This window comes from Kribbella catacumbae DSM 19601, from assembly GCF_000372465.1.
Lineage (GTDB): Bacteria > Actinomycetota > Actinomycetes > Propionibacteriales > Kribbellaceae > Kribbella > Kribbella catacumbae.
Genome location: NZ_AQUZ01000029.1, coordinates 16,795 through 40,142 on the forward strand (window position 1 = coordinate 16,795; position 23,348 = coordinate 40,142).

Below are 23,348 nucleotides of genomic sequence, written 5' to 3' on the forward strand. Positions count from 1 at the left end.
CATGAGTACCGACGACCCGACCCCGCCACCCGAGCAGCCGAAGCCTGCGCCGGAGCAGCAACCCAAGCCTGTGCCGGAGCAGCCGGGGGAGCAGCAGCAGCCGGCTGAGCCGACGCCGATGCCCAAGCCGAAGCCGAAGACGCCGAACCTGGCGTTGCGGCGGCTGCGGGCCGGCTTCAAGCCCTCCCGCGGACAGGCGATCGTCGCCGTCGTCCTCGCGCTCGTCGCCTGCATGGCGGTCGTCCAGGTCCGGGTGAACCGGGCCGACGACGGCTACCAGAACGCCCGCCGCGAGGACCTGATCGCGATCCTCGACGGCCTCGGCCAGAACACCCGCCGGCTGGAGACCGAGATCACCGAACTGGAGGCGCGCAAGAACACGCTGACCTCCAGTGCGGACAAGGCGCAGACCGCCCGCGAACAGGCCGAGCAGCAGGTGCGCGTGCTCGGCATCCTGGCCGGCACGCTGCCCGCCCAGGGCCCCGGCGTACGGATCACGCTGAACGACCCGGACACCAAGATGCAGTCGAGCAACCTGCTCGACGCGATCGAGGAACTCCGCGACGCGGGTGCCGAGGCGATCCAGATCAACGGCCAGGTCCGGGTGGTCGCCAGTACCGATCTGGTCGACGACGCGCCGGGTGTGAAGATCGACGGGGAGAAGGTCCAGTCGCCGTACGTGATCGAGGCGATCGGCGATTCCAACAACCTGGCCGAGGCGGCCAAGTTCCCCGGCGGGCTGGTGAGCGAGGTGACCGGTCCGCAGATCGGTGGTACGGCCGAGGTGACCGAACTGCCGCTCGTACAGATCACTGCCTTGCACGCCCCGGAGGAGCATCGCTACGCTCGCCCGGCGCCAAGCCCGACGAAGTAGCTCACGGTAGTTTCTAGTTTTCCTTAGACTGGCAGTTTCTTTGAAAGAGAGAGGGACCGAGGTGTACCCCGAAGACCTGAAGTACACGGCCGAGCACGAGTGGGTGAAGGCCGGCGAGGGCCCGGCGCGCGTCGGCATCACCGACTTCGCGCAGGACGCGCTCGGCGACATCGTGTTCGTGCAACTGCCGGAGGTCGGTACCGCCGTCAGGGCCGGCGACTCCTGTGGCGAGCTGGAGTCCACCAAGAGCGTCAGCGACCTGTTCGCGCCCGTCAACGGCACTGTGCGCGCGGTCAACGAGGCACTGGCCGACCAGCCGGACCTGGTCAACACCGACCCGTACGGCGAGGGCTGGCTGCTCGACATCGAGGTCGACGACGATGAGGAGGTCGAGGCATTGATGGACGCCGACACCTACAAGGGACAGCTGGACCAAAGCTGATCGAAGGGAGTGCCCTGCGTCCGAAGTTCTTTGGCGCTTGCGGCGCCCAGGCACGCACCTCGCGGCACTTGACGAGCATCCACGATGCTCCGCATCGAGGACGCTCCTCAAGCACCGCGATGCACGCACCTGGACACCGCAATCACTCAAACAACTTCGGACGCAGGGCACTTGCTGGTAAGTTCTGTCGGACCTCAACCGCCAGTCGAGGGTTGGGGCCGCAGTCCACACTGTCATCACGGGGACAAACTGAGAACGTCGCCGGACCGCCGGCGATCGGGAGGATCACAGCATGCCGTTCTGCAACCAGTGCGGGCACGAGAACTCCGAGGGCAGCAAGTTCTGCTCGCAGTGCGGAACGATGCTCCCTGGCGCGGACCGTCCGGTGGCCGCCCCTGGCGTGACCGACACCGCGATGCTCGCACCGATCAGCGTCGAGCCCGACACCGAGCGCTTCGACTCCGGTGAGCAACTGTCCGCCGAGGACGAAGCCGCCGTCGGTGCGCTGCCGGCCGGCTCGGCCCTGCTGATCGTCCAGCGCGGCCCGAACGCGGGCAGCCGGTTCCTGCTCGACGTGGACGTGGTCACCGCGGGCCGGCACCCGGACAGCGACATCTTCCTCGATGACGTCACCGTGTCCCGCCGGCACGCGGAGTTCCGCCGCGAGGGGACGAGTGTCAAGGTCCGCGACGTCGGCAGCCTGAACGGCACCTACGTGAACCGGGACCGGATCGACGAGCTGCAACTGTCGAACGGCGACGAGGTGCAGATCGGCAAGTACCGCCTGGTCTACTACGCCAGTGGTCAAGCCTGACCCAGCGGTCGGAGACTCCTCGATAGGGGGCAGCAGCATCGGCGAGGTGCTGCAGCTCCTGCAGACCGAGTTCGCCGACGTCACCATCTCCAAGATCCGCTTTCTCGAAGCGGAGGGGCTGGTAACGCCGGCCCGGACCGCGTCGGGGTACCGCAAGTTCAGCGCCGCGGACATCGAGCGGCTGCGCTACGTCCTGACCGCCCAGCGCGACCAGTACCTGCCGCTGAAGGTGATCAAGGACCACCTGGGCGCGATGGATCGAGGGTTGCGACCACCGGCGCCTGGCGGCCGGCCCGCGGCACCGGAGCAGCTGCCTCAGCCCGCCGGTTTGCCCGACGCCGAGGACTTCTCGACGTACGGGACCGAACTGAAGCTGACCCGTGACGAGTTGCGCGAGGCGGCCGGGATCACGCCGGAGTTGCTTGACCAGTTGGAGAGTCACAACCTGGTGGTGGCTCGGGGCAACCATTACGACGGCGACGCGATCCTGATCGCGAAGGCGGCGGCCGAGTTCGCGGAGTACGGGATCGAGCCGCGGCATCTGCGGCCGTTCCGGGCTGCGGCCGATCGGGAGGTGGGGCTGATCGAGCAGGTTGTGCAGCCGCGCCGGGACGACAAGACACGGGAACTGGCCGCCTTGGCGGTTCGGTTGCATGCGGCACTTGTCCGCTCGCGGCTCGCTCGCTGACGCCGTACTGCGTGCCGCTCGCTGACGCCGTACTGCGGGTTGATGCGGCTGCGCCTGACCGGTGGGGCAGCCCCGGCCTGGGCCGCAGAGTAGGCTGGAGGAGTGCGCGAAGTCGACGTGGTCGGAGTCCGGGTTGAGATGCCCTCGAGTCAGCCGATCGTGCTGCTCCGGGAGGTCGGCGGCGAGCGGTACCTGCCGATCTGGATCGGTGCGGCCGAGGCGAGCGCGATCGCTTTCGCCCAGCAGGGGATGGAACCACCCAGGCCGCTGACCCATGATCTGTTCGCCGAGACGATCCGGGTGCTCGGCCACACCCTGAGCCAGGTCCGGATCGTGAACCTGACCGACGGCGTCTTCGAGGCGATCCTGGTCTTCGACGACAAAACCGAGATCTCCGCCCGGCCGTCGGACTCGATCGCGCTGGCGCTGCGTACCGGCACGCCGGTGTTCTGCACCGAGGAGATCCTCGCCGAGGCCGGCATCCCCGTCCCGGACAGCGAGACGGACGACGACGAGGTCGTCGAAGAGGAAGAGGTCGAACGCTTCCGCGAGTTCCTCGACCACGTAACTCCGGAAGACTTCGACAAGAGCTGAGTTAGTCAGGTACTGCGGGAAGTACGCCCGCGTCGCGTTCTCCTACGTCGCCCGCTCGACCCGCCCACCCCAGGGACGCCGCTCCTCCGTCGCGGCTGGAACGAATCGTGGGTGCCGACGCTTGCGGGTGAGGGCCTGGGTTGGGGGAAGAGCACCCGCTTCGCGTCCTCCCCGTCGCGTCCTCCTGCGTCGGCCGCTCGACCCACCCCACCCCGGAAGACCCGTCCAGCCACTTTGTGCACCGCCTGAGCGGATCTACCCCGGGCACGTGGTGCTCAAAGTGGTGGCTTGGCGGGGAGTGGGCGCGACGTTGGGCACCGGGTGGGCGGGCTTGCGGCGGTGGGATGACTGGCGGGTGCTCAAGGTGGTGGCTTGGCGGGGAGTGGGCGCGACGTTGGGCACCGGGTGGGCGGGCTTGCGGCGGTGGGATGACTGGCGGGTGCTCAAGGTGGTGGCTTGGGTGGGGGCGGTTGCTCGATTGGTGGACTGAGTCAGCCACCGCTCAGCCGCGACGCAGGAGGCCGCGATGCGGGCGCACTTTCCACTACCCAAACACCGTGTTTGAACTACCCTGGTACAAGGTCGGACAGGTAACGATTCGTATCGGATCCGCGACACGCATCCGGCTCCGGGCGGTTGTCGTTGACCGGGCCTGGGTGGCGGCTTACCTTGAAGGAGTTGTGGGGTGTTGTAACTCCACGGATGTGATCCGTTCCAGTCGGTACCCAGGGAGGCTCAGGCGTGACACGCACCGGCGACACTGATCTGACGGCGCAGTCGACGTCCGAAGCGCACGCCGAGGCGGCCGCCAGCGCCGGCGTCCAGGGTCTGCTGTTCGACGACGATCTGTCGCCGATGCCCGATGACGTCGGCTTCCGCGGCCCGACCGCGTGTGCCGCGGCGGGTATCACCTATCGCCAGCTGGACTACTGGGCCCGCACCGGACTGGTTTCCCCGTCCGTGCGCCCGGCCACCGGCTCTGGCACCCAGCGGTTGTACGGCTTCCGCGACGTCTTGTTGCTGAAGGTGATCAAGCGGCTGCTCGACGCGGGTATCTCGCTGCAGCAGATCCGCAGTGCCATCGCCCACCTGAGCAAGCGTGGAATCGATGACCTGACCCAGATCACGCTGATGAGCGACGGCGCCTCGGTCTACATGTGCACCTCGCCCGACGAGGTCATCGATCTGCTGGCCGGCGGCCAGGGTGTCTTCGGGATCGCGCTGGGCGGCGTCTGGCGTGAGGTCGAGGGTTCGCTGTCCGAGCTGCCGACCGAGCGGCTGGACGCGCACGACGGCGATTCCGGCAGCCACGCCGGTGACGAGCTCGCTGCCCGTCGCCGCGCGCGCATGACCGGCTGAAACTCCCGGTTCTCAGTGCGCCCACTCACCTCGGTCGACCTTCGGGGCGTGTGGGCGTCCTTGATGCTGCCGCTCACCACAGACGACACCGTCGATTTCGGGCGGCTGAGGCAGCAGGTCGAAACGCTGCTCACCGCTGGCCTGGACGGCGTCTACGCCCATGGCACGGCTGGGGAGTTCCAGACGCTGTCCGAGGCCGAGTTCGACCAGATCAACGAGCTGCTGGCCGGCGCCTGCGAGGCCGCGCGCGTCCCGTTCCAGCTCGGTGCCAGTCATCCGTCCGCTCAGTTGTCCCTGGATCGCGTACGCCGGGCCGCCGCGCTCAGCCCGTCCGCGATCCAGGTGATCCTGCCGGACTGGCTGCCGCTCAACGAGCAGGAGGTCGTCGCGTTCCTGACCGGCGTGGCGACCGCGGCCGACGGAGTACCGCTGGTCCTGTACAACCCGCCGCATGCAAAGACGCAGGTCGGGCCCGAGTTTCTCGTCGAGGTTGCGCGCGCAGTACCGACGTTGGTCGGGTTGAAGTCGGCCGGCGGTGATGAGGCGTGGTTCGGGCGGGCGCTGGAGTCGGGTTTGTCACTCTTCGTGCCTGGGCATCACCTGGCGAGCATGACGCGGCTCGGAGCGCACGGCAGCTATTCGAATGTCGCCGCGTTGTCGCCCGCCGGCGCGGTCCGGTGGTCAGAGCAGATCTTCGCCGATCCCGACGCGGCGCTGGACCTGGAGCGGCGAATCGGGGAGTTCTTCGCCGAGTACGTCGTGCCGCTGCAGAGCGCGGGACTGTCGAACCCGGCACTGGACAAGTTCCTCGCGGAGGTCGGCGGCTGGGCGGAGGTCGGGACGCGCGTCCGGTGGCCCATGGAGTTCGCGAAGCAGGAGCAGGTGGAGGCCGCGCGGCCGGCCGCCAGGCGACTCCTGCCCGAACTCTTCCAGTCTTCCTGGTAACCTCGGACACGCCGTACACAGCACTCGGGAGAGTCTCAGCAATGCAGTCTGGCTGGGCGCCGAAGGGGCAATTCCTCCCCGGAACCTCTCAGGCCCATGGACCGGGTGCCTTAGGCGACTCTGAAGCGTGCACTGCGTGACAGAGGGGGAGGCCACCGGCAATTGTCAGCAACGGAGCCTCTTCAAATGAGTGAACAGTCAATCCCTCAGGTATCGGCCGCGTTCGCCGACCGGCACATCGGGCCGCGTCAGGCCGAGATCGCACGGATGGTGGAGACCCTCGGGTACGCCGATGTCGACGCGCTGGTGGATGCCGCCGTGCCCGCGTCGATCCGGTCGACCGAGCCGCTCCGGCTGCCCGAGCCGGCCTCCGAGGTCGACGCGCTGACCGAGCTGCGTCAGCTCGCTGCGCGCAACAATGTCGCGACCTCGATGATCGGCCAGGGGTACTACGGAACGTTCACCCCGTCGGTGATCGTCCGCCGCCTGGTCGAGAACCCGGCCTGGTACACCGCCTACACGCCGTACCAGCCGGAGATCTCGCAGGGCCGGCTCGAGGCGTTGCTGAACTTCCAGACCGTGGTGTCCGATCTGACCGGCCTGCCGACCGCGAACGCGTCCCTGCTCGATGAGGGCACAGCCGCCGCCGAGGCGATGACGCTGGCTCACCGCTCGAACAGGAAGAGCAAGAGCAACCGCTTCCTCGTCGACGCGGACTGCTTCGCCCAGACGATCGCCGTGGTCGAGACACGAGCCGAGGCACTCGGCATCGAGGTCGTAGTCGCCGACACGAAGGACGGCCTGCCCGAGGGCGACTACTTCGGCTACCTGGTCCAGTACCCCGGCTCCGGCGGCGTCGTCCGCGACCTGAAGCCGCTGGTCGCCGCGGCCCACGAGCGCGAGACGCTGGTCGCCGTCGCCTCCGACCTGCTCGCCCTGACGCTGCTCGAGGCGCCGGGTGAGGCCGGGGCCGACATCGTGATCGGTTCGTCCCAGCGCTTCGGCGTCCCGCTCTTCTACGGCGGCCCGCACGCCGGCTTCATGTCCGTGCGCGCCGGTCTCGAGCGCTCCTTGCCCGGTCGCCTCGTCGGCGTCTCCGTCGACGCGGACGGCGCACCGGCGTACCGGCTGGCGTTGCAGACACGTGAGCAGCACATCCGGCGTGAGAAGGCCACGTCCAACATCTGTACTGCGCAGGTGCTGCTCGCCGTTGTCGCCTCGATGTACGCCGTTTACCACGGTCCCGAGGGCCTGAAGGCGATCGCCGACCGCGTGCACCGCAACGCGGACAGCCTCGCCGCGTCACTCAAGGCCGGTGGCGTCGAGGTCGTGCACGACCAGTTCTTCGACACCGTGCTTGCCAAGGTCCCGGGTCGGGCGGCTGATGTCGTCGACGCTGCCCGTCAGACCGGCATCTGGCTGCGCCAGGTCGACGCGGATCACATCGGAATCTCCTGCGACGAGAAGACCGACGCCACCGCGCTCGGCCGCGTCTGCCGCGCCTTCGGCGTCCGGTACGACGGGGCGCTGGCCGGCGCCGGTCTCGACGCCGCGGTGGTCCGTCAGAGCGAGTACCTGACCCACCCGGTCTTCAACACGCACCGGTCGGAGACGGCGATGCTGCGCTACCTGCGCAAGCTGTCGGACTACGACTATGCGCTCGACCGCGGCATGATCCCGCTCGGCTCCTGCACGATGAAGCTGAACGCGACCACCGAGATGGAAGCGGTCACCTGGCCGGAGTTCGCCGACATGCACCCGCTGGCGCCGATCGAGGACGCCGCCGGTTACGTGAAGCTGATCAGCCAGCTGGAGCGCTGGCTGGCCGAGGTGACCGGCTACGCGAAGGTCTCGATCCAGCCGAACGCCGGGTCGCAGGGTGAGCTCGCCGGGCTGCTCGCGATCCGCGGCTATCACCGGGCCCAAAGTAAGTTGAACGAGCGCAACGAAGATCGCAATGTCTGCCTGATCCCGGCCAGCGCGCACGGCACCAACGCGGCCTCTGCCGTGATGGCCGGCATGAAGGTTGTTGTTGTCAAGGGCAACGATGATGGCACGATCGACCTGGATGACCTGCGGGCCAAGGCCGATGAGCACGCCGAGAAGCTCGCGGCGATCATGATCACCTACCCGTCCACGCACGGCGTGTACGAGGAGAGCGTCACCGAGGTCTGCCAGATCGTCCACGACCACGGCGGTCAAGTGTACGTCGACGGCGCGAACCTGAACGCGCTGCTCGGGCTGGCCAAACCCGGTGAGTTCGGCGGCGACGTGAGCCACCTGAACCTGCACAAGACGTTCTGCATTCCGCACGGTGGCGGTGGCCCGGGTGTCGGCCCGGTCGCGGTCGCTGAGCACCTGGCGCCGTACCTGCCGAACCACCCGCTGCTCGACCAGGCCGGTCCGGAGTCGGGTGTCGGTCCGATCAGCGCGGCGCCGTTCGGGTCGGCCGGCGTACTGGCGATCTCCTGGGCCTACATCCGGATGATGGGCGCCGAGGGACTGACATCGGCGACGAAGGCCGCAGTACTGACCGCGAACTACGTCGCGAAGCGGCTCGAGAACGTCTTCCCGGTGCTCTACACCGGTGAGAACGGGCTGGTCGCGCACGAGTGCATCCTGGATCTGCGGCCGATGACCAAGGAAACCGGGATCACCGTCGACGACGTCGCCAAGCGCCTGGTCGACTACGGCTTCCACGCGCCGACGATGTCGTTCCCGGTCGCGGGCACGCTGATGGTCGAGCCGACCGAGTCCGAGGACCTCGGCGAGCTGGACCGCTTCTGCGACGCGATGATCGCGATCAAGCACGAGGTCGACCGGGTCGCGGCGGGGGAGTGGCCGGCCGGCGACAACCCGCTGGTCAACGCGCCGCACACCGCGTCGTCGGTGATCAACGACAAGTGGGAGCACGCCTACACCCGCGAAGAGGCGGCGTTCCCGCAATCGGTCGACCGCACCACGAAGTACTGGCCGCCGGTCCGCCGCATCGACGGCGCCTACGGCGACCGCAACCTGATCTGCTCCTGCCCACCCCCAGAGTCCTTCGAGTAGGTGATAGCCGGGGCCTGGGAACCAACCACGCCCCGGCTATTTGATCCGCCACCCGGCGGCTTCGACCGCTCGGTGCAGGTGTCCGATGGCGCAGAACGGCTTACCGGCTAGCTCCCACACCGCAACGCCATCAACTTCGGCGGGTGCAGTGAGGACACCTACTGAGTCTCCGGCCGAGTTGGTCGGCTCTGGCCAGGGACGGTTCAGCTCACCCATCGCGTCGTCCTGAAGTTGGAATGCGGCGAAGGCACATGCTTGCTCCACCCCGCCGCCCCTGACGTCGAGCGGGAACTCGTGTCCACCGGAGACCAGGATGAGGTCGCCGCCCAACGTTCCGGTCCAAGCTGGGTCAACCCGGATTTCGACCTTCTGCAGCCCGGCGCCGGCGAAGTCCGCGTTCAGCCGATCAGCGACGAAGGCCCGTGCAGCGCCCGCGTCACTTTCGGTCCAGGTGTCCATGACAGCTCCCCGGTCGTTAGTCACACTAGTTTGCACTTGATGAAGAACTTCTGCACGACCGCACCCTTGGTGTTATATGAGGTGCCGGTGATCTTGAAGATCTGGCCGGGCTGGTACGTCCGTACGTACCGGTTCTTCGATGTGTGCCACGTCCTGGCGGGGAGTGAGCCGTGCGGCGGGTAGTTCTGCTTCTTGCCGTCGACCTTCGTCGAGCCGACGTAGATGCTCACGACGTACCGATCGGCGGGTAGGTTCGGATAGGTACCCCATTGAATTGATGTTCCCGGACCCTTCTGCTGGATCGACAACCGTCCCAGCTTGTTCTTGTCGGTGTAGTTCGGCGAACAAGAATGGATCGTTGTCGAGCCTGAGCCGGGCGGGGGAGTGTCGGCAGCGCAGGCCTTGGCCGTCGGTCCGACCATCGCTAGAAGCGCCAGGGCGTGCGCCGGCGTCCGGGCCAGCTTGAGCTTTCTGGCAAAGTTGTCTTTGAGTTGCTGTACGGCGGACATCGGCGCAATCTCCGATCTGGCACATGGGCGGCGGCTGCACCGCTCGGTGTGCAGGGCACCGAGCGGTGCAGCTTCGGGGCGGGATCGGTTCACCGGTTAGTGAGGTCGTCGGCGAGCCGGTCCCGGTGGAACGGCAGAACAGACGCGGAGTGCAGGGGACTTGAGGAGAACGAGGAGGCGTCCCCTCTCAGCACGTCCGCTCCGCCGGCTCGATAGCGATCAGCACCTGGTGGTCGCTGCGGTTGAGGTGGTCTCGGATGTCCAGTGGGTTGCCGAGCATCGCCAAGTGATGCAGGGTCGGTACGACGAGCGGCAGACCGTCAGACTCCAGCAGCGATCCGAGAAGATCGAAGACCGTATCCGGCGGCCCGGGGTGCTGGATGTATACCTTCCCGAGCCGATATCCGCGGTCAGCGGCACAGGCGATCAGCCTTCGATGCGTCGCCAAGAGCTCGCCGATGTCTCTTACGAAAAGCATCGATATGAATCCGAGAGCTGACATTTCGGACATCTCACGGACCACCCTTCTCGGAGCAGATCGGCTACTGAACGACGACAACCGTGATGCCGTTGCCTTCAAGACGCTTGATCACCGACGCCGGCTCACCGGCAACCTCGAAGTGATGAGTGCCGGGCGCGATGATCATTTTCTGCTCGTCCTTCATCACCGCGGCGAGCAGATCGTGCAAGGCCTCGGGTGACGTCTCGATCTCTTCGACGTGGATTGCCGTCAGTTGGACGCCAAGCTGTCGAGCGGTATCGACGATGGCCTTCCGGGCTCGGGCCAGCTCCGCCTCGTTCATGAGGAAGTGTTTGCGGATGTATCCACGCGCCTGCATGATGTCGCCCCGTTTGCGATGGTCGTCGGTTGTGAGTCGTGCAAAGGTGCCTGCCGTCGCCGGGCCAACCCGCACGCGGTCACAATCGGTACCTTGGCCGTCACCCATTCCGGCCGCTCAGATCTCGGAGTAGGTCGGTGAGCATCGCAATCGTCAGACCTGCGGTGAAGCAGGACACGATGAGCGGTGTTGTCGTCATAGCTGGTCCCTCCTTCCTGGGCGGTGCCGGGCCCGACTGTGTTGCTCGGGGCTTGTTTCACTCTCTGTATCCACACAGTGAACTGGCGGTGGCATCGACCACTACAGGCAGTGCTCATCCACAGGACATATCGGCCGCGCCGATAGACTCGTCAGATCCGCACGGGCTAACTTCGCAGAGCCGCCTAGCGACAAGGAGTGACCATGACGGCACCTCGGCCGCCGCTTGACTCCGCCTGGTGGGATCGCCCGGAGTTGCGGCCCGTTCTTGCGTCTCGCGATGTAGCAGGCATCTTTCGCTGGCTGCAGCGGCACGGCTGGAGTCAGACACAGATCGGCGCGCGTACCTACCAGTCCCAGGGCGAGGTCTCGGAGATCCTCAACGGCCGCCAGGTCAAGGCGTACGACGTACTCGAACGGATCGCGGATGCGCTGGAAATCCCCCGCGGATTCATGGGACTCGCCTACAGTGCCGCATCGCAACCAGAGACCTACCAAACGCGCGATCTGACCACCGAGGATCGCAAGAACTTCGCCGGCGCGGTCGCGAGCGTCGCCTTCGGATCCGTGAACGACGACGCCAAGAAGTGGCTACCCGAGTTCACCAACGGTGTCGCCGCCGTACCGCCGATCATCACGGAGTCCGACGTACATCAGGTCATCTCCATGACCGCAGAGTTGCGGAAACTCGACCAACGCTACGGCGGCGGCGCGGCCGTTGACGCCGCCCGCGGGTTCTACGGCTACGCCCGGCGAATGATCCACTCCACCGCCGACCAGCGGACGCACCGGGACCTGAAGGTGTCACTCGCGGACTTCAGCAGCATGCTCGGCTGGTCATTTCACGACATCGGTGATCAGTCATCTGCGCGGCGCTATCTCATCAACGCTCTCGTGCTCGCAAAGGACGCGGACGAACCGTCGCTGGCGTCGTCAATCCTCTACCGACTTGGCCGCGTGAGCATGCAGGAAGCGCAGCCTGTCGAAGCCCTGAAGATGCTGCAGCTTGGGCAGTTGGCCGCCCAGGACGCGGGCGACCCCGCCGAGGTCGCCCGCCTCCACGCCAACGAAGCGCTTGCCTACGCCATGCTCGGCAAACACGACCATGTGCGGGACGCCCTAGCCCGCGCCGAACACGAGATGGGCCGCGCTGACAAGAGCCGGGTGTCGCCATGGACCACCCTCTACTTCACTCCGGGCGACTACACCGGACATCGGGCGCTCGTGTACAACTCGCTGGCCGGATACGCCAGGAACCCCGCCGAACGCCAGGCGTACGCCGTACGCGCCGTAGCATTCGCGCACCAGGCGCTAGAGGAGTCCGGTCCGGACAGATCGCGGCGTAGCCGGACCTTCGATCGCATCATCCTGTCGACGAACCTCCTACGGACACACGAACTGGAGGCCGGCAGCGAAGTCGCGCACGAGGTGATCGGGGAAACCCAGCACCTGCGCAGCGGACGCGGCATCAGCCGTCTCTCGGAGATCGCGACCGCAGCAGCTGACTTGTCCACCAATTCAAACGCGAAGGACCTCGAGCATCAGCTCGTATCCGTACGCGCCACCGCGATGAAGGCACTCACCGCATGACGAACCTGACGCCGGAGCTCGACCAGAAGCTCAAGCACGCCCTCAAGGCCATCTGCCAAGAAGCCGGACTGGTCGCCGACGAAGCAGAACTCATCAAGTACACGAACAACGCGGTCTACTGTCTCCCGACTCAAGGCGCCGTCGTCAGATTCGGCGCTGGCGACCTGGCCAGTCAGCGCGCCAATCACGTTGCCAACATCGCCACCTGGCTCCAAGCCAACGACGCCCCCGCTGTGAGACTCGCGCCCGGGATGTCGCAGCCCATCCTCTTCGAGAACTACTCAGCAACAATCTGGGAACTGCTCGAAGCCGGCAACCCGACCTGGACGGGCGCCGAACTCGCCGCACCGCTGCTCGGCTGGCACAAACTCACTCCGATACCCGGACTCAAACAGTGGGACCCGTTCAGCAGCGCCCGCAGCCGACTGGCCATGGCTGACGGCCTGCCGGCCGATGACCACTCCTGGTTGGTCCGGCAATGGTCCGAGATCGAAGCCGACTACCGGGCATTGCTCCCCGATCTACGAATCGGCCTACTCCACGGAGACGCCTACATCGGCAATCTCCTCCGCGAACCGTCAGGCCGCTTCGTGTTTTGCGACTTCGACGGCACCAGCATCGGGCCACTCGCCTACGACCTCGTCGTCGCCGCCGTCAGCGCCCTCCGCTTCGGCGCAGTCCAAGACCATGAAGCCCTAGCCGCCACTTACGGGCTGGATGTCACCACACTCCCTGCCTGGCCGGTACTCCGCCGAATCCGTGAACTCGTCCTAGTCACCAGCGTCATCACTGACCTCCGCAACCGCCCCGACATCGCCAAAGTCCACGCCCACCGCCTAGCCACCCTCAGATCCGGCGCCCACGAACTCTGGCACCGCTACAAGTAACTGAGCTCCACGTATTTCCCGCATCGGCCGGATGAGTCGCATACTGGTCTGTCCATGACGACCTGTACTGGAGCTGTCGAGTGACTGACGTACGTCCTGATACTGCTGCTGCCCTGTACGCCGATGTCGCGGCGGCCCAGAGTGAGTGGAGGTTGCCGTCGATCAACGCCGGTGTGCTGCGGGATGGCAAGCTGGCGTGGATCGGGTCGCGCGGGCGGTTCGCGGATGCGAAAGGGCTGGAGCCCGGGCCAGATGTGCAGTACCGGATCGGGTCGATCACCAAGACGATGACCGCAGTACTGGTCATGCAGTGCCGCGACGACGGGTTGCTCGCGCTGGACGATGCCGTAGGCAAGCATCTGCCCGGGGTGGCGTTCGGTGATCTGACCATCAGGCAACTGCTGGCGCACTCGGGCGGGATGAACGCCGAGCCCGAGGGCGTCTGGTGGGAGCGCAATCCGGGAGTGTCGTTCGAGGCGCTGACGGCGGCGATGGACGAGTCGCAGGCAGCCGGCAAGCCCGATCGCCGGCACCACTACTCGAACCTCGGGTACGGGTTGCTCGGCGAAGTCGCCGCACGCTTGCGGGGCACCCCGTGGATGGAACTGGTGGCGTCGAGGATCCTGGACCCGCTGGAGATGCGCCGTACGACGTACTTCCCGGTGGCGCCCGCCGCGCAGGGGTTCTCGGTGCATCCGTTCAGTGGCCGGCTCGAGGAGGAGCCCGCGTACGACTCCGGTGCGATGGCGCCGGCCGGGCAGTTGTGGAGCACGATCGAGGACCTGGCGAAGTACGCGGCGTTCTGGATCGACCCGGGCTACGACGTGCTCAACCGGGACACGATCGACGAGATGGCCGCGCCCGCCGCCGCGGATCCGCGCGAGGCGCTGAGCGCGTCGTACGGGCTGGGTCTGCGGCTGCATGCCGACGACCCGCATCTGTTCGTCGGGCACACCGGGTCGATGCCTGGCTTCCTGGCGGGACTGTTCGTCGACCGGCCCCGGCGGATCGGCGCTGTGACGTTGGGCAATGCGACGTACGGGAAATGCGCGTCGGTGCCATTGGACCTGATGCGCACGCTGGCGTCGTACGAGCCGTCGCTGCCGGCGGAGTGGGTGCCGGAGCCGGAGCTTGCCCAGGGCGAGGAACTGCTGGGGCACTGGTACTGGGGCAACACGCCGCTGACGCTGTCCGTGGCGAGCGGCATCCTCCAGTTGGCCGGTGCGATGTCGTGCCGGTTCTCGCCGGTCGGTCCAGACCTGTATCGCGGCCGCGACGGCTACTTCGCCGGCGAGCGGCTCCGCGTCATCCGAGAGGGCGACGAGATCAGCCACCTCAACCTAGCCACCTTCACCCTGACGCGCACGCCGTACGGCACCTGACATAGCTTCTGTGTCTCATCACGCACGGCAGGTCGGTTGACACGCAACGTCTCCGGGTTAGTAAGTTAGGGATACCTAAGTAAGGGTTACCTTACTAAACAACTTTCCTGGAGAAGCTGGATGTCGTCCCCCGACGCACCGCACAGTCCCTTCGATCGCGACCAGCGCGTGGAGGACCGTCGCCGATGGCCCTTGGCCTCGACCGTGCGGGACCGCCAACGAGGCCCGCTGCCAGCCGGTACGCCGGCCGCCGTGCTGCAGCGTACGACGAATGTGCTCCAGCGTACGACCGTGCTGGACAACACGACGGAAGGGTTCGGCGCGCCGCGAGTGCCGTCGACCGGGGTCGGTGAGTCGGCCGCGCTGGACCTGATCGCCGGCCTGCTCGACCGGGATGGGATCGATCTCAGCCACCCGCACGCGGCCGCGCATCTGCAGCCGCCGGTGCTGCAGGTCGCGGTCGACGCGGACGCGCTGGCGTCGGCGAGCAACGCGTCGATGGACACCTACGACTCGGGTCCGGCGACGCTGGCGATCGAGCAGTGGGTGGTCCAAGCGCTCGCGGGAATGGCGGGATTCGGCCCCGCCGCCGATGGCGTGCTCACCCCTGGCGGCTCGATCTCGAACCTGCTCGCAGTACTGATCGCGCGCGACCACGCAGCCGCTGCCATCGGCATCGACGTACGGCGAAACGGGCTGCACGGCCTGGAGAAGCCGGTCGTGTTCTGCTCCGAACTGGCGCACTTCTCGATTCAGCGCGCGTGTGCCACGCTCGGTCTCGGCGAGGACGCGGCCATCACGATCCCGGCCGACGGTGACTTCCGGATGCGGGCGGACATCTTGTCCGACGAGCTGGACAAGCCCGGCCGTACGCCGATCGCCGTGGTTGCCACCGCCGGTACGACGGACTACGGCTCGATCGACCCGATCGCGGACGTTGCCGCGCTGGCGCGACAGCACGGCGCATGGGTGCATGTGGACGCGGCGTACGGGTTCGGTGCATTGTTCTCGGACCGGCTCGCGCCGCTGCTCGCCGAGCTGCCGTGCGCGGACTCGGTGACGCTGGATCTGCACAAGATCGGCTGGCAGCCGGCCGCCGCCAGCATGTTGCTGGTGGCCGACCGGGACAGGTTCGCCTCGTTGGGCCGTTCGGTGGACTACCTCAACCCGGCCGACGACATCGATTCCGGTTTGGACGGATTGCTCGGCCGCAGCCTGCAGACCACTCGCCGGCCGGACGCGGTGAAAGTCGCCACCACGCTGACGGCATACGGCCGCGCCGGACTGGGCAAGATGCTCGACACCTGTCACGAGCTCGCGCACGCCGCCGCGGCCAGGATCGTTGCCGACAGCAACCTTGAGTTGCTGGCGCCGGTGACCCTGACCACGGTGCTGTTCCGGGTCGCGGGCCAGGGACTGGCGGCATCCGAGCGGGATGCTGTTCAGGGCGAGGTCCGGCGCCGGTTGCTGACGTCGGGTCGGGCGCTGATCGGCCGGACCAGGATCCCGGCCCGCGGCGGCCGTCCGGCGGTGGTCGCGTTGAAGCTGACGCTGCTGAACCCGAACGCCGGCGCGACGGATATCGAAGAACTGCTCGACCAGATCGTGGCCGCTGGTCACGACGTCCTGTCTCGCGAGGGAGCAGCGTGAACTCACCGACCTCAGTGGCAGTCGAAGCCCATCTCAACGCCATCCTCCGGTGCTACACCCGAGAGACCTCCGTGCCGGTCGCAGCCGGCCCGCTGACGCTGACCGTCGGCCCTTCGACCTTGACGGCGACCGTCCTGCACGCGTCGAAGACGGGGTTGCACCAGTTCACCGACATCCGCGTAGACGGCGCACGAGTGAGTCCCGAGCAACTCGTCCGGTTGCTGTCCGTCGACGCGGATCCGGCCGAGATCGACGACCTCGCCGCCCGTACCGCGGAATCGGTCCGCAACGTGACGGTCTTCGTCGCCGACCAGGGCGAGCGTGGGCCTGGTCGTTTTCTCGAGGCGGAACAGGCCTTGCTGTTCGGCCATCTGAACCACCCGGCTCCGAAGAGCCGAGACGGGTTGAGCGGTGCCGAGCTGACGGCGTACTCGCCGGAGCTGGGCGGCCGCTTCGCAGTGCACTGGTTCGCGGTGGACGCCGAGTTGGTGTCGTCGGACCAGGTGGCCGGCGCGCCATCACTGCAGGGACTGGACGCCTTGCAGTTGATGGCCGCGCTGGCCGGTATCAGTGCTCCTGACGGTCAGGTGCTGGTGCCAGCTCATCCCTGGCAGGCCGCTGCTGTCCTGCAACGCCCACGGGTAGCCGCACTGGTCGCTGAAGGCCGGGTGGAGCCGCTGGGACCGCTGGGCGCGCAGTGGTACCCGACGTCGAGTCTGCGCACGGTCTACCACCCGGACCTGCCGGTGATGCTCAAGCTGTCGCTCGGCTTGCGCATCACGAACTCCCGGCGCGAGTCGACGCCGACAGAGCTGCGACGCGGCCTGGAGATCAACCGCCTCCTCGACGCCGCCTACAACGCCGGTACTGCGACCGCGCATCCGCGGTTCTCCATCGTGCGGGACCCGGCGTGGGTGGCACTGGACGAGGGCGGCCCGCTGTTGACCGGGCTGGACGTCGCTGTGCGCGAAGTACCTGCCGATGTCGACAGCTATGCCTGCCTGGCCGGGCTAGTCGCGCCGCGGCCTGGACAGCTCAGTCGACTAGGTGCTGCTGTCGCCGGTCATGGCGATGGCGGTGCAGAGGCCTGGGTGGCGTCGTATGTGGATGAGGTACTCGTCCCGATGCTCCACCTGTACGCCGAGACGGGTATCGGGCTGGAAGCGCATCAGCAGAACACGCTGGTCCGGCTGGATGACGCCGGACGCGTTGCAGGTGGGGCGTACCGGGACAATCAGGGCTACTACCTGGCATCGTCGTACCTGCAGGGTTTGCTGGAGGTCACCGGGCTGCGGGACTCAACACTGGCTGTCGTGGACGACGCCATCGTCGACGACCGACTGACCTACTACATGCTCCACAACCAGGCCTTGGCCGTGGTGGGCTCACTGGCCGTTGATGGGCTGGCCGATGAAGACCAGCTGCTCGGTGTGGTCCGCGACCGGCTCTCGGAGGCTCTGCCGTCGCTGAAGGCTGCGGGGCCCGATGGAGAGCGCCTGGCGCAGCGCTGGCTCTCTGCTGAGCAGCTGCCCTGCAAGGCGAACATGATGACCCGGCTGCGCGGCATCGATGAGGTAGTAGCGCCACTGGATGCGCAGTCGGTCTATCTGGACATCCCGAACCCTCTCCGGTTGGCGCAGTGAGGTGCGACGTCGCCCCGCTGTTGCATCTGGACAACGGCTTCGACCTGCGGCCTGCCAAGACCTCGGACGCGTCGACCATCGCGTGGTGGATGGTCCAGCCCTACATCCAGAAGTGGTGGCACCAGGACTGGTCGGTCGAACGCTGGGCGCAGTCGATCGAGGAGCAGCTCGCCGGTGAGCACTCGATCCCTTGCCTGACCTCCGTCGACGGCGAGGACTTCGGCTACGTGGAGCTGTACAGGGTGCGACACGACCGACTGGCGGAGTACTACGCCTGGCAGCAGCACGACTGGGGCCTGCACGTGGCGATCGGCGACCCTGACCGGCTCGGCAGAGGAGTGGGACGTCAACTGCTGACTTCGCTGGCCGACGCGTTGCTGCGGGCGGATCCTCGCTGCAACCGGGTGGTCGCGGAGCCTGACCTCACCAATCACCGGTCGGTCCGCGCGTTCGACGCGGCCGGCTTCGTCGCCCAAGGGGAGCTACAGCTCCCCGAGAAGACCGCACTACTGATGGTCCGCACCCGGACTGTGGAGGCCTGATGACTACCGTCCCGTACGACGTGATCGCGATCGGCTGTGGCCCTTTCAACCTCGGACTGGCCGCATTGGCCGATGGCGTGGACGACGTGAAGCTGGCGGTGCTGGACAGCCGCCCTGAGTTCACCTGGCACCGCGGGCTGATGTTCGAGGACGCGATGCTGCAGGTGTCCTTCCTGGCCGACCTGGTCAGCCTGGTCGAGCCGGCGCATCCGTTGTCGTTCCTCTCGTACCTGCGGGACAACGATCGGCTGTACCAGTTCTATGTGCGGGAGAGGTTCCATCCGACGCGACGGGAGTACGAGGCCTATCTGCGCTGGTGCGCGGCCCAGCTGGACTCGTTGCACTTCGGGCATCACGTTGCCGAGGTTGCGTTCGACGGGGACGTCTTCGCGTTGACTGTGGAGCGCGCCGGGTCGGTGGAGGTGTTCACTACTCGGCACCTGGTGCTGGGCGTCGGCACTGAGCCCGCTGTGCCTGCAGCGCTTGCTGGCTTGCCGGCGGAGCGGTTCCTGCATTCCGCCGACTACTTGTACCGCCGGGACGACCTGCTGCGCGCTGGGCGCGTGACAGTGGTCGGGTCTGGCCAATCCGGTGCGGAGTGCGCACTGGACCTACTACGAGCCAACGCAGCCGGTGGGCCCGGGGTGAGCTGGCTGACCCGCACCCCGTCGTACACGCCTCTGGACTACTCCAAGTTGGTGCTGGAGATGACCACACCGTCGTACGTCGACTACTTCCATGCACTGGAGGAGCCGGCCCGCGATCGGCTCGTCAAGGATCAGTGGCGGCACTACAAGGGCATCTCCTCCGACACCCTGGAGGAGATCCACGAGGTGCTCTACCAGCGTGACCTCAGTACTGCGGCCGTGGCGCCCGTCGAGCTGCAGGTGGGGGTAGCAGTGGAGGCAGCAGTGGCTCATGCCGACGGTATCGAGCTGACCTTGCGGCATACAGACAGCGAGCGAACCTTCCAGCACGTAACGGACGCCGTAGTTGCTGCTACTGGCTACCGGAACCGCCCGCTGCCGTTCCTGTCCGCGGTAGAACCGCTTGTGCACAAGGACGAGGCGGATCGCTGGGTGGTCAACAGGGACCACAGTGTCAGTACCGACGATCCACTGACGGGCAGGTTGTTCGTCTCGAATGCGGACCTGCACAGTCATGGCGTCGCAGCGCCTGACCTGGGCATCGGCGCCATCCGGAACGCCACCATCCTCAACAGCGTCGCCGGACGCGAGGTCTTCCGGCTACCCAAGTCCACTGCCTTCACTAGCTTCTCGATCCCCGGATGAGCTGGAACGAGTGCTCCTCCCAGCTGCTGGCCAAGCTGATCTCGCAGCTCTGCACAGAGGAGCTCCTGCAGCCCGATGGCGATCGCCTAGTGCTTGGCGCGGCGACCTACACGTTCTCCTCGACCCGTGGTGCGTTCGGCAGCTACCAGGTCGTCCCGGGCTCAGTACGCCGTACTGCGACAGGCATCCTCGGCAACGACGAGAGCGAAGAAGCCATTGACCCAGTGCAGTTCCTGGTGGACGCAGCGAGCACTCTGGGCCTCTCCGGATCCACAGTGGCCGGCTACGTGGCTGAGCTCTCGAGCACGCTCGCTGCCGACGTGCGGATGGCCTCTGCTGCAGTGTCGAACGCAGAACTCTTAGAACTGCCCTACGCAGAACTAGAAGGTCACCTCACCGGCCACCCTCTACTGGTGGCCAACAAGGGCCGCCTCGGCTTCTCCGCCGCCGACAGCCTCCGCTACACCCCAGAGGCCCGTACTCCGCTCCGCCTGGTCTGGCTGGCCGTACGACGCGGCCTTGCCGAGTTCCGTGGGACGCCGGAGCTGTCTGAGCACGCAGTGGTCGGCAGGGAGTTGGGTCCTGCTGCTCTAGACGCCTTCCGCGCCAAGGTGGTCGACCCGGACTCGTACGTGTGGCTCCCTTGTCATCCGTGGCAGGTCGACCACGTAGTACGGACGCAGTGGGCTCGTGAGCTGGCCAATGGCGAGATCGTGGTGCTGGGGGAGGGGCCTGACGACTACCTGCCGACCCAGTCGATCCGCACGATGGTGAACATCTCCCAGCCCCTGCGCTATCAGGTGAAGCTGCCACTGAAGATCCTGAACACCTCCGTGTACCGCGGCATCCCGGCGCACTGCTCCTTGGCGGCACCGATGGTCACCCAGTGGCTGCGTGGTCTCTGGTACCGCGACGAGGTCTTCAACCGGCTGGGGACCGAGCTGCTGGGTGAGGTCGCGTCGGTGACCGTCCGCCATCCACAGCTTTCGGATGGAATCCCTTACCAGTGGACGGAAACGCTCGCCTGCATCTGGCGAGACCCGCTGACGCCTCGGCTGCAACCAGGCGAGACGGCTTGGCCGCTGGCCGCAGTACTGCATCGAGATGCCGCGGGGGAGCCGTTGGCTGGAGCTTTGATCGCAGCCTCCAACGCCGATGCCGAGACCTGGACGGCGGAACTGATCTCCACGCTGATCCGCCCGTTGCTGCACCTGATGCACCACTACGGCATCACGGTGAACCCGCACGGCGAGAACCTCGCCATCATCTGCGGCCCCGAGGGCGTGCCTGCCCGGCTCGTCATCAAGGACCTGATCGACGACGTCAACATCTCCACCACCGCGATCCCGGAGCGCGGTCCCGAGCCCGACTCGCAGGAGAGAGTCCTTCCCCGCAAGCCGTGGCACATCCTGCGCCAGTACCTCGTGGACGCCTTGTTCCTGGGCGTCCTCAGCCCTTTGGCAGACCTTCTTGCCAGTTCCGATTTAGTTGCTCCTGACAAACTGTGGGGGATGCTGCGTGGCGAGGTCGAGCAGTACGCGAGCACCCATCCGCAGTATCAAGACCGGCTCGCCGGCACCGATCTGCTGGCCGAAACCGTGGCCCGCTACCCGCTCAACGGCTACCGGCTGACTCTCGGCTACGCCGACCTCGACACCCGTCCACCCATCCCGCTCACCGGCCGGATGCCGAACCCGCTGTTCGCGGTACCGGGGATCAAGCCGTCGCGAGAGTGGTAACAGACACCAGAACCGCTCGTTGCACTCTGTGTGGCGTTGGCCACAGACTGAGAATCTGTGGCATTCTGAAGACAATCGTCCGCTCAGCGGGCAGGATGGAGCGAGGAGCGGCATGATCGACCGTCATCCGGCGATCTGTGCGGTTTCAGGGGGCGTTCTTTCAGGAGGCAGGGCCGACGAACATGGCCGCCTGCCGGAGTTTCTCCTGCCATCGGACGACATCGACCGCTCCACACAGAAAGACGTCAACCAGTGTCGTTGACCGGCGTATCGAGCCGTCCCGCTGTCACCTCCACGAGTCGTACGCTGCACGGCCGGTCCTTTCCGGTCTGGGTCAGCGAGCTCGCCGGCCATCGCAAGCGCCTCCAGGACGCCTGGTCCGACAAGACCATTCATGAGGCCTTCAGGAGTCCGGCCGGCGCGGATGTCGCCGCTTCGCGCGGGCAATGTGGCGTCAGTTCGGCTTGGCTGGTCGAGACCCTGGCGTTCGGCAGCCACCACGTCCGCGGTCTCACCTACTGCTACGGCGATATCTTCACGGTGGCCGGACCGGAACTGGCCCGGCACTGCTGGGTCGAGTTCTGGGACGGGCGCGATCGCTTGGTCATCGACGTGACCGGTGACCAGTCGAAGGTCCTCGGACTGCCCGAGGTGCTGTACGACTGGCACGACGAACTGCTGACCGGGCGCCAGATCGACTATCGCCCGCACACCCGGCTGACACCCCTTCAGCTCAAGTACGACCTGGTCCAGCCGCGGCTCGGCATTCTCAAGGAGAACCTGCGCACCAAGCGCTGACCCGGCCCGCTGACTCAGCCAACGTCCTTCCGTTCCCGCGGGTACCATCATTTGTGGTGCTTGACGCCCATCGCAAGACAGGAGGCGGGAGCTTGTGCGCCCTTGCCATCAGAACGGATCCTCCCGCCGCGGCACCGCAGCCGAAGTTCTCGCTCGACGAGTGCCGCGGCGCTGATTCCCCTTTTGCGGCGCTGGTCGCCCAGTCGGCGGCCAGGCATAGCGTCGAACCACGCGCACTGAACGTCCGCACCTTGCTGCACCTGCCGCGCGTGGCCGGGCACAGTGGGCGGCTGACCCGGCGGCAACTGGACGCCGAGTTGCGCAACTGCGCGGTCGGTCTGCGCGCTGACCAGGCAGAGATCCTGGATCTGATGCCGACCGACGAATACGCGTTGCAGGATCTGCGTTTCATCTCGTACGACGCCGAGAATGCGGCCCGGATCTTCGGGCACCTGCATTATCTGAGAAGCGCCCGCGGCGGCTCGAAGAATTACGCGCTGGTCGATCCGCTGCACGGCCGGCCGGTGACCTTGTGCAGTGTTTCGCCACTGGAGTGGGCGGTCGTCGGCAAGCAGCTGCGAAATCAGTTCGGCGTTGCGCCGGACCGGGTCTGGGACGTTTCCCGGGTTTACTCGTTCGACGTCGCCCCGGGCAACGCGATCTCCTTCCTGCTGGCCAAGGTGCGTAACGCACTGCGGCAGAGTGAACCACAGATCGAGTTGCTGACCACCGCCGTCGATCCGAATCTCGGCTTCACCGGATCGAGTTACCGGGCGGCGAACTGGCAACGCTGGATGTCGATCAGCCCGCGCCCTTACCTCTACCTAGACGGGCGCTACATCAGTCCGCGCAAACTGCGCGAGGACTACGGCACCGCCAACCTGACCACGGTCAAGACGTTGTCGGGTGCCGTCGTCGAGCAGAGCCGGGCGAGGTTGCTCGACTCCGCGATCTTCTGCTGCCGGCTCAAGGGCGAGACGGAGTTCCTGCCCGTCGATGATCAGCGCCGGCTCCGCCGCTGAGCCGCGTCCTGAGTCTCGTCCTGAACAA

General features: G+C 66.7%; 23 protein-coding genes, 1 pseudogene and 1 riboswitch. Of the genes and pseudogenes, 20 read left to right on the top strand and 4 right to left on the bottom strand.

Annotated elements, in window-relative coordinates; translation table 11 throughout:
- Position 1 precedes the first annotated feature (1 nt).
- The 8 genes from A3ES_RS0126835 (at position 2) to gcvP (ending at position 8,770) form a co-directional block, all read left to right on the top strand.
- Entirely contained in the window at positions 2-874 is an 873-nt protein-coding gene (locus tag A3ES_RS0126835) for a DUF881 domain-containing protein (protein ID WP_020389932.1), read from the top strand.
- Positions 875-935: 61 nt separating this feature from the next.
- Entirely contained in the window at positions 936-1,316 is a 381-nt protein-coding gene (gene gcvH, locus A3ES_RS0126840) for a glycine cleavage system protein GcvH (RefSeq protein ID WP_020389933.1), read from the top strand.
- Between the two features lie 292 nt (positions 1,317-1,608).
- Positions 1,609-2,130, top strand: a complete 522-nt coding sequence (locus tag A3ES_RS0126845) for an FHA domain-containing protein (protein ID WP_020389934.1) — start codon at positions 1,609-1,611, stop codon at positions 2,128-2,130.
- Positions 2,117-2,818, top strand: coding sequence for a transcriptional regulator FtsR (gene ftsR / locus A3ES_RS0126850; protein WP_020389935.1), 702 nt, complete (start codon positions 2,117-2,119; stop codon positions 2,816-2,818). The genes A3ES_RS0126845 and ftsR overlap by 14 nt, the downstream gene beginning before the upstream one ends.
- Positions 2,819-2,920: 102 nt before the next feature.
- Complete coding sequence (locus tag A3ES_RS0126855) at positions 2,921-3,412, top strand: bifunctional nuclease family protein (protein WP_020389936.1); 492 nt, start codon at positions 2,921-2,923, stop codon at positions 3,410-3,412.
- Between the two features lie 741 nt (positions 3,413-4,153).
- Positions 4,154-4,771 carry a MerR family transcriptional regulator gene (locus A3ES_RS0126865; protein WP_020389938.1) on the top strand — a complete coding sequence of 206 codons (618 nt, stop codon included), beginning with the start codon at positions 4,154-4,156 and terminating at the stop codon, positions 4,769-4,771.
- 48 nt (positions 4,772-4,819) lie between these two features.
- On the top strand, positions 4,820-5,716 hold the full coding sequence (locus tag A3ES_RS0126870) for a dihydrodipicolinate synthase family protein (protein ID WP_237745061.1): 897 nt from the start codon (positions 4,820-4,822) through the stop codon (positions 5,714-5,716).
- 15 nt (positions 5,717-5,731) lie between these two features.
- Positions 5,732-5,830, top strand: a riboswitch (glycine riboswitch).
- A gap of 72 nt (positions 5,831-5,902) precedes the next feature.
- Positions 5,903-8,770, top strand: coding sequence for an aminomethyl-transferring glycine dehydrogenase (gene gcvP / locus A3ES_RS0126875; RefSeq protein ID WP_020389940.1), 2,868 nt, complete (start codon positions 5,903-5,905; stop codon positions 8,768-8,770).
- 36 nt (positions 8,771-8,806) lie between these two features.
- On the opposite strand, the gene A3ES_RS0126880 is transcribed toward gcvP, so the two are convergent.
- From A3ES_RS0126880 to A3ES_RS0126895, 4 genes are all read right to left on the bottom strand, one after another.
- The gene (locus A3ES_RS0126880; protein WP_020389941.1) at positions 8,807-9,229 is read right to left on the bottom strand and encodes a hypothetical protein; all 423 of its coding nucleotides are present in this window, start codon (positions 9,227-9,229) and stop codon (positions 8,807-8,809) included.
- A 20-nt stretch (positions 9,230-9,249) separates the two neighbouring features.
- On the bottom strand, positions 9,250-9,738 hold the full coding sequence (locus tag A3ES_RS0126885; protein ID WP_020389942.1) for a hypothetical protein: 489 nt from the start codon (positions 9,736-9,738) through the stop codon (positions 9,250-9,252).
- A gap of 187 nt (positions 9,739-9,925) precedes the next feature.
- Positions 9,926-10,216 (bottom strand): hypothetical protein, encoded by a 291-nt coding sequence (locus A3ES_RS0126890; protein WP_020389943.1) that lies wholly within the window; start codon positions 10,214-10,216, stop codon positions 9,926-9,928.
- Between the two features lie 64 nt (positions 10,217-10,280).
- Positions 10,281-10,685 carry a hypothetical protein gene (locus tag A3ES_RS0126895; RefSeq protein WP_020389944.1) on the bottom strand — a complete coding sequence of 135 codons (405 nt, stop codon included), beginning with the start codon at positions 10,683-10,685 and terminating at the stop codon, positions 10,281-10,283.
- Positions 10,686-10,979: 294 nt separating this feature from the next.
- Between A3ES_RS0126895 and A3ES_RS48620 the strand changes: the two genes are divergently transcribed.
- The 12 genes and pseudogenes from A3ES_RS48620 to A3ES_RS0126950 all read left to right on the top strand — a co-directional run bounded on the left by A3ES_RS48620 (position 10,980) and on the right by A3ES_RS0126950 (position 23,320).
- Positions 10,980-12,365 (top strand): helix-turn-helix domain-containing protein, encoded by a 1,386-nt coding sequence (locus tag A3ES_RS48620; protein WP_020389946.1) that lies wholly within the window; start codon positions 10,980-10,982, stop codon positions 12,363-12,365.
- A complete protein-coding gene (locus A3ES_RS0126910) occupies positions 12,362-13,252 on the top strand; it encodes a phosphotransferase enzyme family protein (RefSeq protein WP_020389947.1) in 891 nt (296 codons plus the stop codon). The genes A3ES_RS48620 and A3ES_RS0126910 overlap by 4 nt, the downstream gene beginning before the upstream one ends.
- Before the next feature lie 173 nt (positions 13,253-13,425).
- Positions 13,426-14,235, top strand: a pseudogene (locus tag A3ES_RS57190) (serine hydrolase domain-containing protein); the annotation flags it as partial.
- Between the two features lie 87 nt (positions 14,236-14,322).
- The gene (locus A3ES_RS57195; RefSeq protein WP_420323155.1) at positions 14,323-14,634 is read left to right on the top strand and encodes a DUF7586 domain-containing protein; all 312 of its coding nucleotides are present in this window, start codon (positions 14,323-14,325) and stop codon (positions 14,632-14,634) included.
- Between the two features lie 120 nt (positions 14,635-14,754).
- Positions 14,755-16,284, top strand: coding sequence for a pyridoxal phosphate-dependent decarboxylase family protein (locus A3ES_RS0126920; RefSeq protein ID WP_020389949.1), 1,530 nt, complete (start codon positions 14,755-14,757; stop codon positions 16,282-16,284).
- Positions 16,281-17,927 carry an IucA/IucC family protein gene (locus A3ES_RS0126925; RefSeq protein ID WP_020389950.1) on the top strand — a complete coding sequence of 549 codons (1,647 nt, stop codon included), beginning with the start codon at positions 16,281-16,283 and terminating at the stop codon, positions 17,925-17,927. The genes A3ES_RS0126920 and A3ES_RS0126925 overlap by 4 nt, the downstream gene beginning before the upstream one ends.
- Positions 17,924-18,469 (top strand): GNAT family N-acetyltransferase, encoded by a 546-nt coding sequence (locus A3ES_RS0126930; protein ID WP_020389951.1) that lies wholly within the window; start codon positions 17,924-17,926, stop codon positions 18,467-18,469. Before A3ES_RS0126925 ends, A3ES_RS0126930 begins: the two co-directional genes overlap by 4 nt.
- The gene (locus A3ES_RS0126935; protein ID WP_020389952.1) at positions 18,469-19,761 is read left to right on the top strand and encodes a lysine N(6)-hydroxylase/L-ornithine N(5)-oxygenase family protein; all 1,293 of its coding nucleotides are present in this window, start codon (positions 18,469-18,471) and stop codon (positions 19,759-19,761) included. Before A3ES_RS0126930 ends, A3ES_RS0126935 begins: the two co-directional genes overlap by 1 nt.
- The gene (locus A3ES_RS48625; RefSeq protein WP_020389953.1) at positions 19,758-21,500 is read left to right on the top strand and encodes an IucA/IucC family protein; all 1,743 of its coding nucleotides are present in this window, start codon (positions 19,758-19,760) and stop codon (positions 21,498-21,500) included. The genes A3ES_RS0126935 and A3ES_RS48625 overlap by 4 nt, the downstream gene beginning before the upstream one ends.
- A gap of 112 nt (positions 21,501-21,612) precedes the next feature.
- Positions 21,613-21,762, top strand: coding sequence for a hypothetical protein (locus A3ES_RS54330; RefSeq protein WP_157630770.1), 150 nt, complete (start codon positions 21,613-21,615; stop codon positions 21,760-21,762).
- Positions 21,759-22,298, top strand: a complete 540-nt coding sequence (locus A3ES_RS0126945) for a hypothetical protein (RefSeq protein WP_157630771.1) — start codon at positions 21,759-21,761, stop codon at positions 22,296-22,298. Before A3ES_RS54330 ends, A3ES_RS0126945 begins: the two co-directional genes overlap by 4 nt.
- 92 nt (positions 22,299-22,390) lie before the next feature.
- Positions 22,391-23,320: a Mom family adenine methylcarbamoylation protein gene (locus A3ES_RS0126950; protein WP_020389955.1), complete on the top strand. Its 930-nt coding sequence runs from the start codon at positions 22,391-22,393 to the stop codon at positions 23,318-23,320.
- Positions 23,321-23,348: the final 28 nt, after the last annotated feature.

What these genes read in the sequence shown, in the direction of transcription:
- A3ES_RS0126835 (WP_020389932.1), top strand. Translation starts at nt 2, where the DNA reads ATGAGTACCGACGACCCGACCCCGCCACCCGAGCAGCCGAAGCCTGCG.
- A3ES_RS0126845 (WP_020389934.1), top strand. Translation starts at nt 1,609, where the DNA reads ATGCCGTTCTGCAACCAGTGCGGGCACGAGAACTCCGAGGGCAGCAAG.
- gcvP (WP_020389940.1), top strand. Translation starts at nt 5,903, where the DNA reads ATGAGTGAACAGTCAATCCCTCAGGTATCGGCCGCGTTCGCCGACCGG.
- A3ES_RS0126880 (WP_020389941.1), bottom strand. Translation starts at nt 9,229, where the DNA reads ATGGACACCTGGACCGAAAGTGACGCGGGCGCTGCACGGGCCTTCGTC.
- A3ES_RS0126885 (WP_020389942.1), bottom strand. Translation starts at nt 9,738, where the DNA reads ATGTCCGCCGTACAGCAACTCAAAGACAACTTTGCCAGAAAGCTCAAG.
- A3ES_RS0126890 (WP_020389943.1), bottom strand. Translation starts at nt 10,216, where the DNA reads ATGCTTTTCGTAAGAGACATCGGCGAGCTCTTGGCGACGCATCGAAGG.
- A3ES_RS0126895 (WP_020389944.1), bottom strand. Translation starts at nt 10,685, where the DNA reads ATGGGTGACGGCCAAGGTACCGATTGTGACCGCGTGCGGGTTGGCCCG.
- A3ES_RS48620 (WP_020389946.1), top strand. Translation starts at nt 10,980, where the DNA reads ATGACGGCACCTCGGCCGCCGCTTGACTCCGCCTGGTGGGATCGCCCG.
- A3ES_RS0126910 (WP_020389947.1), top strand. Translation starts at nt 12,362, where the DNA reads ATGACGAACCTGACGCCGGAGCTCGACCAGAAGCTCAAGCACGCCCTC.
- A3ES_RS57195 (WP_420323155.1), top strand. Translation starts at nt 14,323, where the DNA reads ATGCGCACGCTGGCGTCGTACGAGCCGTCGCTGCCGGCGGAGTGGGTG.
- A3ES_RS0126920 (WP_020389949.1), top strand. Translation starts at nt 14,755, where the DNA reads ATGTCGTCCCCCGACGCACCGCACAGTCCCTTCGATCGCGACCAGCGC.
- A3ES_RS0126935 (WP_020389952.1), top strand. Translation starts at nt 18,469, where the DNA reads ATGACTACCGTCCCGTACGACGTGATCGCGATCGGCTGTGGCCCTTTC.
- A3ES_RS48625 (WP_020389953.1), top strand. Translation starts at nt 19,758, where the DNA reads ATGAGCTGGAACGAGTGCTCCTCCCAGCTGCTGGCCAAGCTGATCTCG.
- A3ES_RS54330 (WP_157630770.1), top strand. Translation starts at nt 21,613, where the DNA reads ATGATCGACCGTCATCCGGCGATCTGTGCGGTTTCAGGGGGCGTTCTT.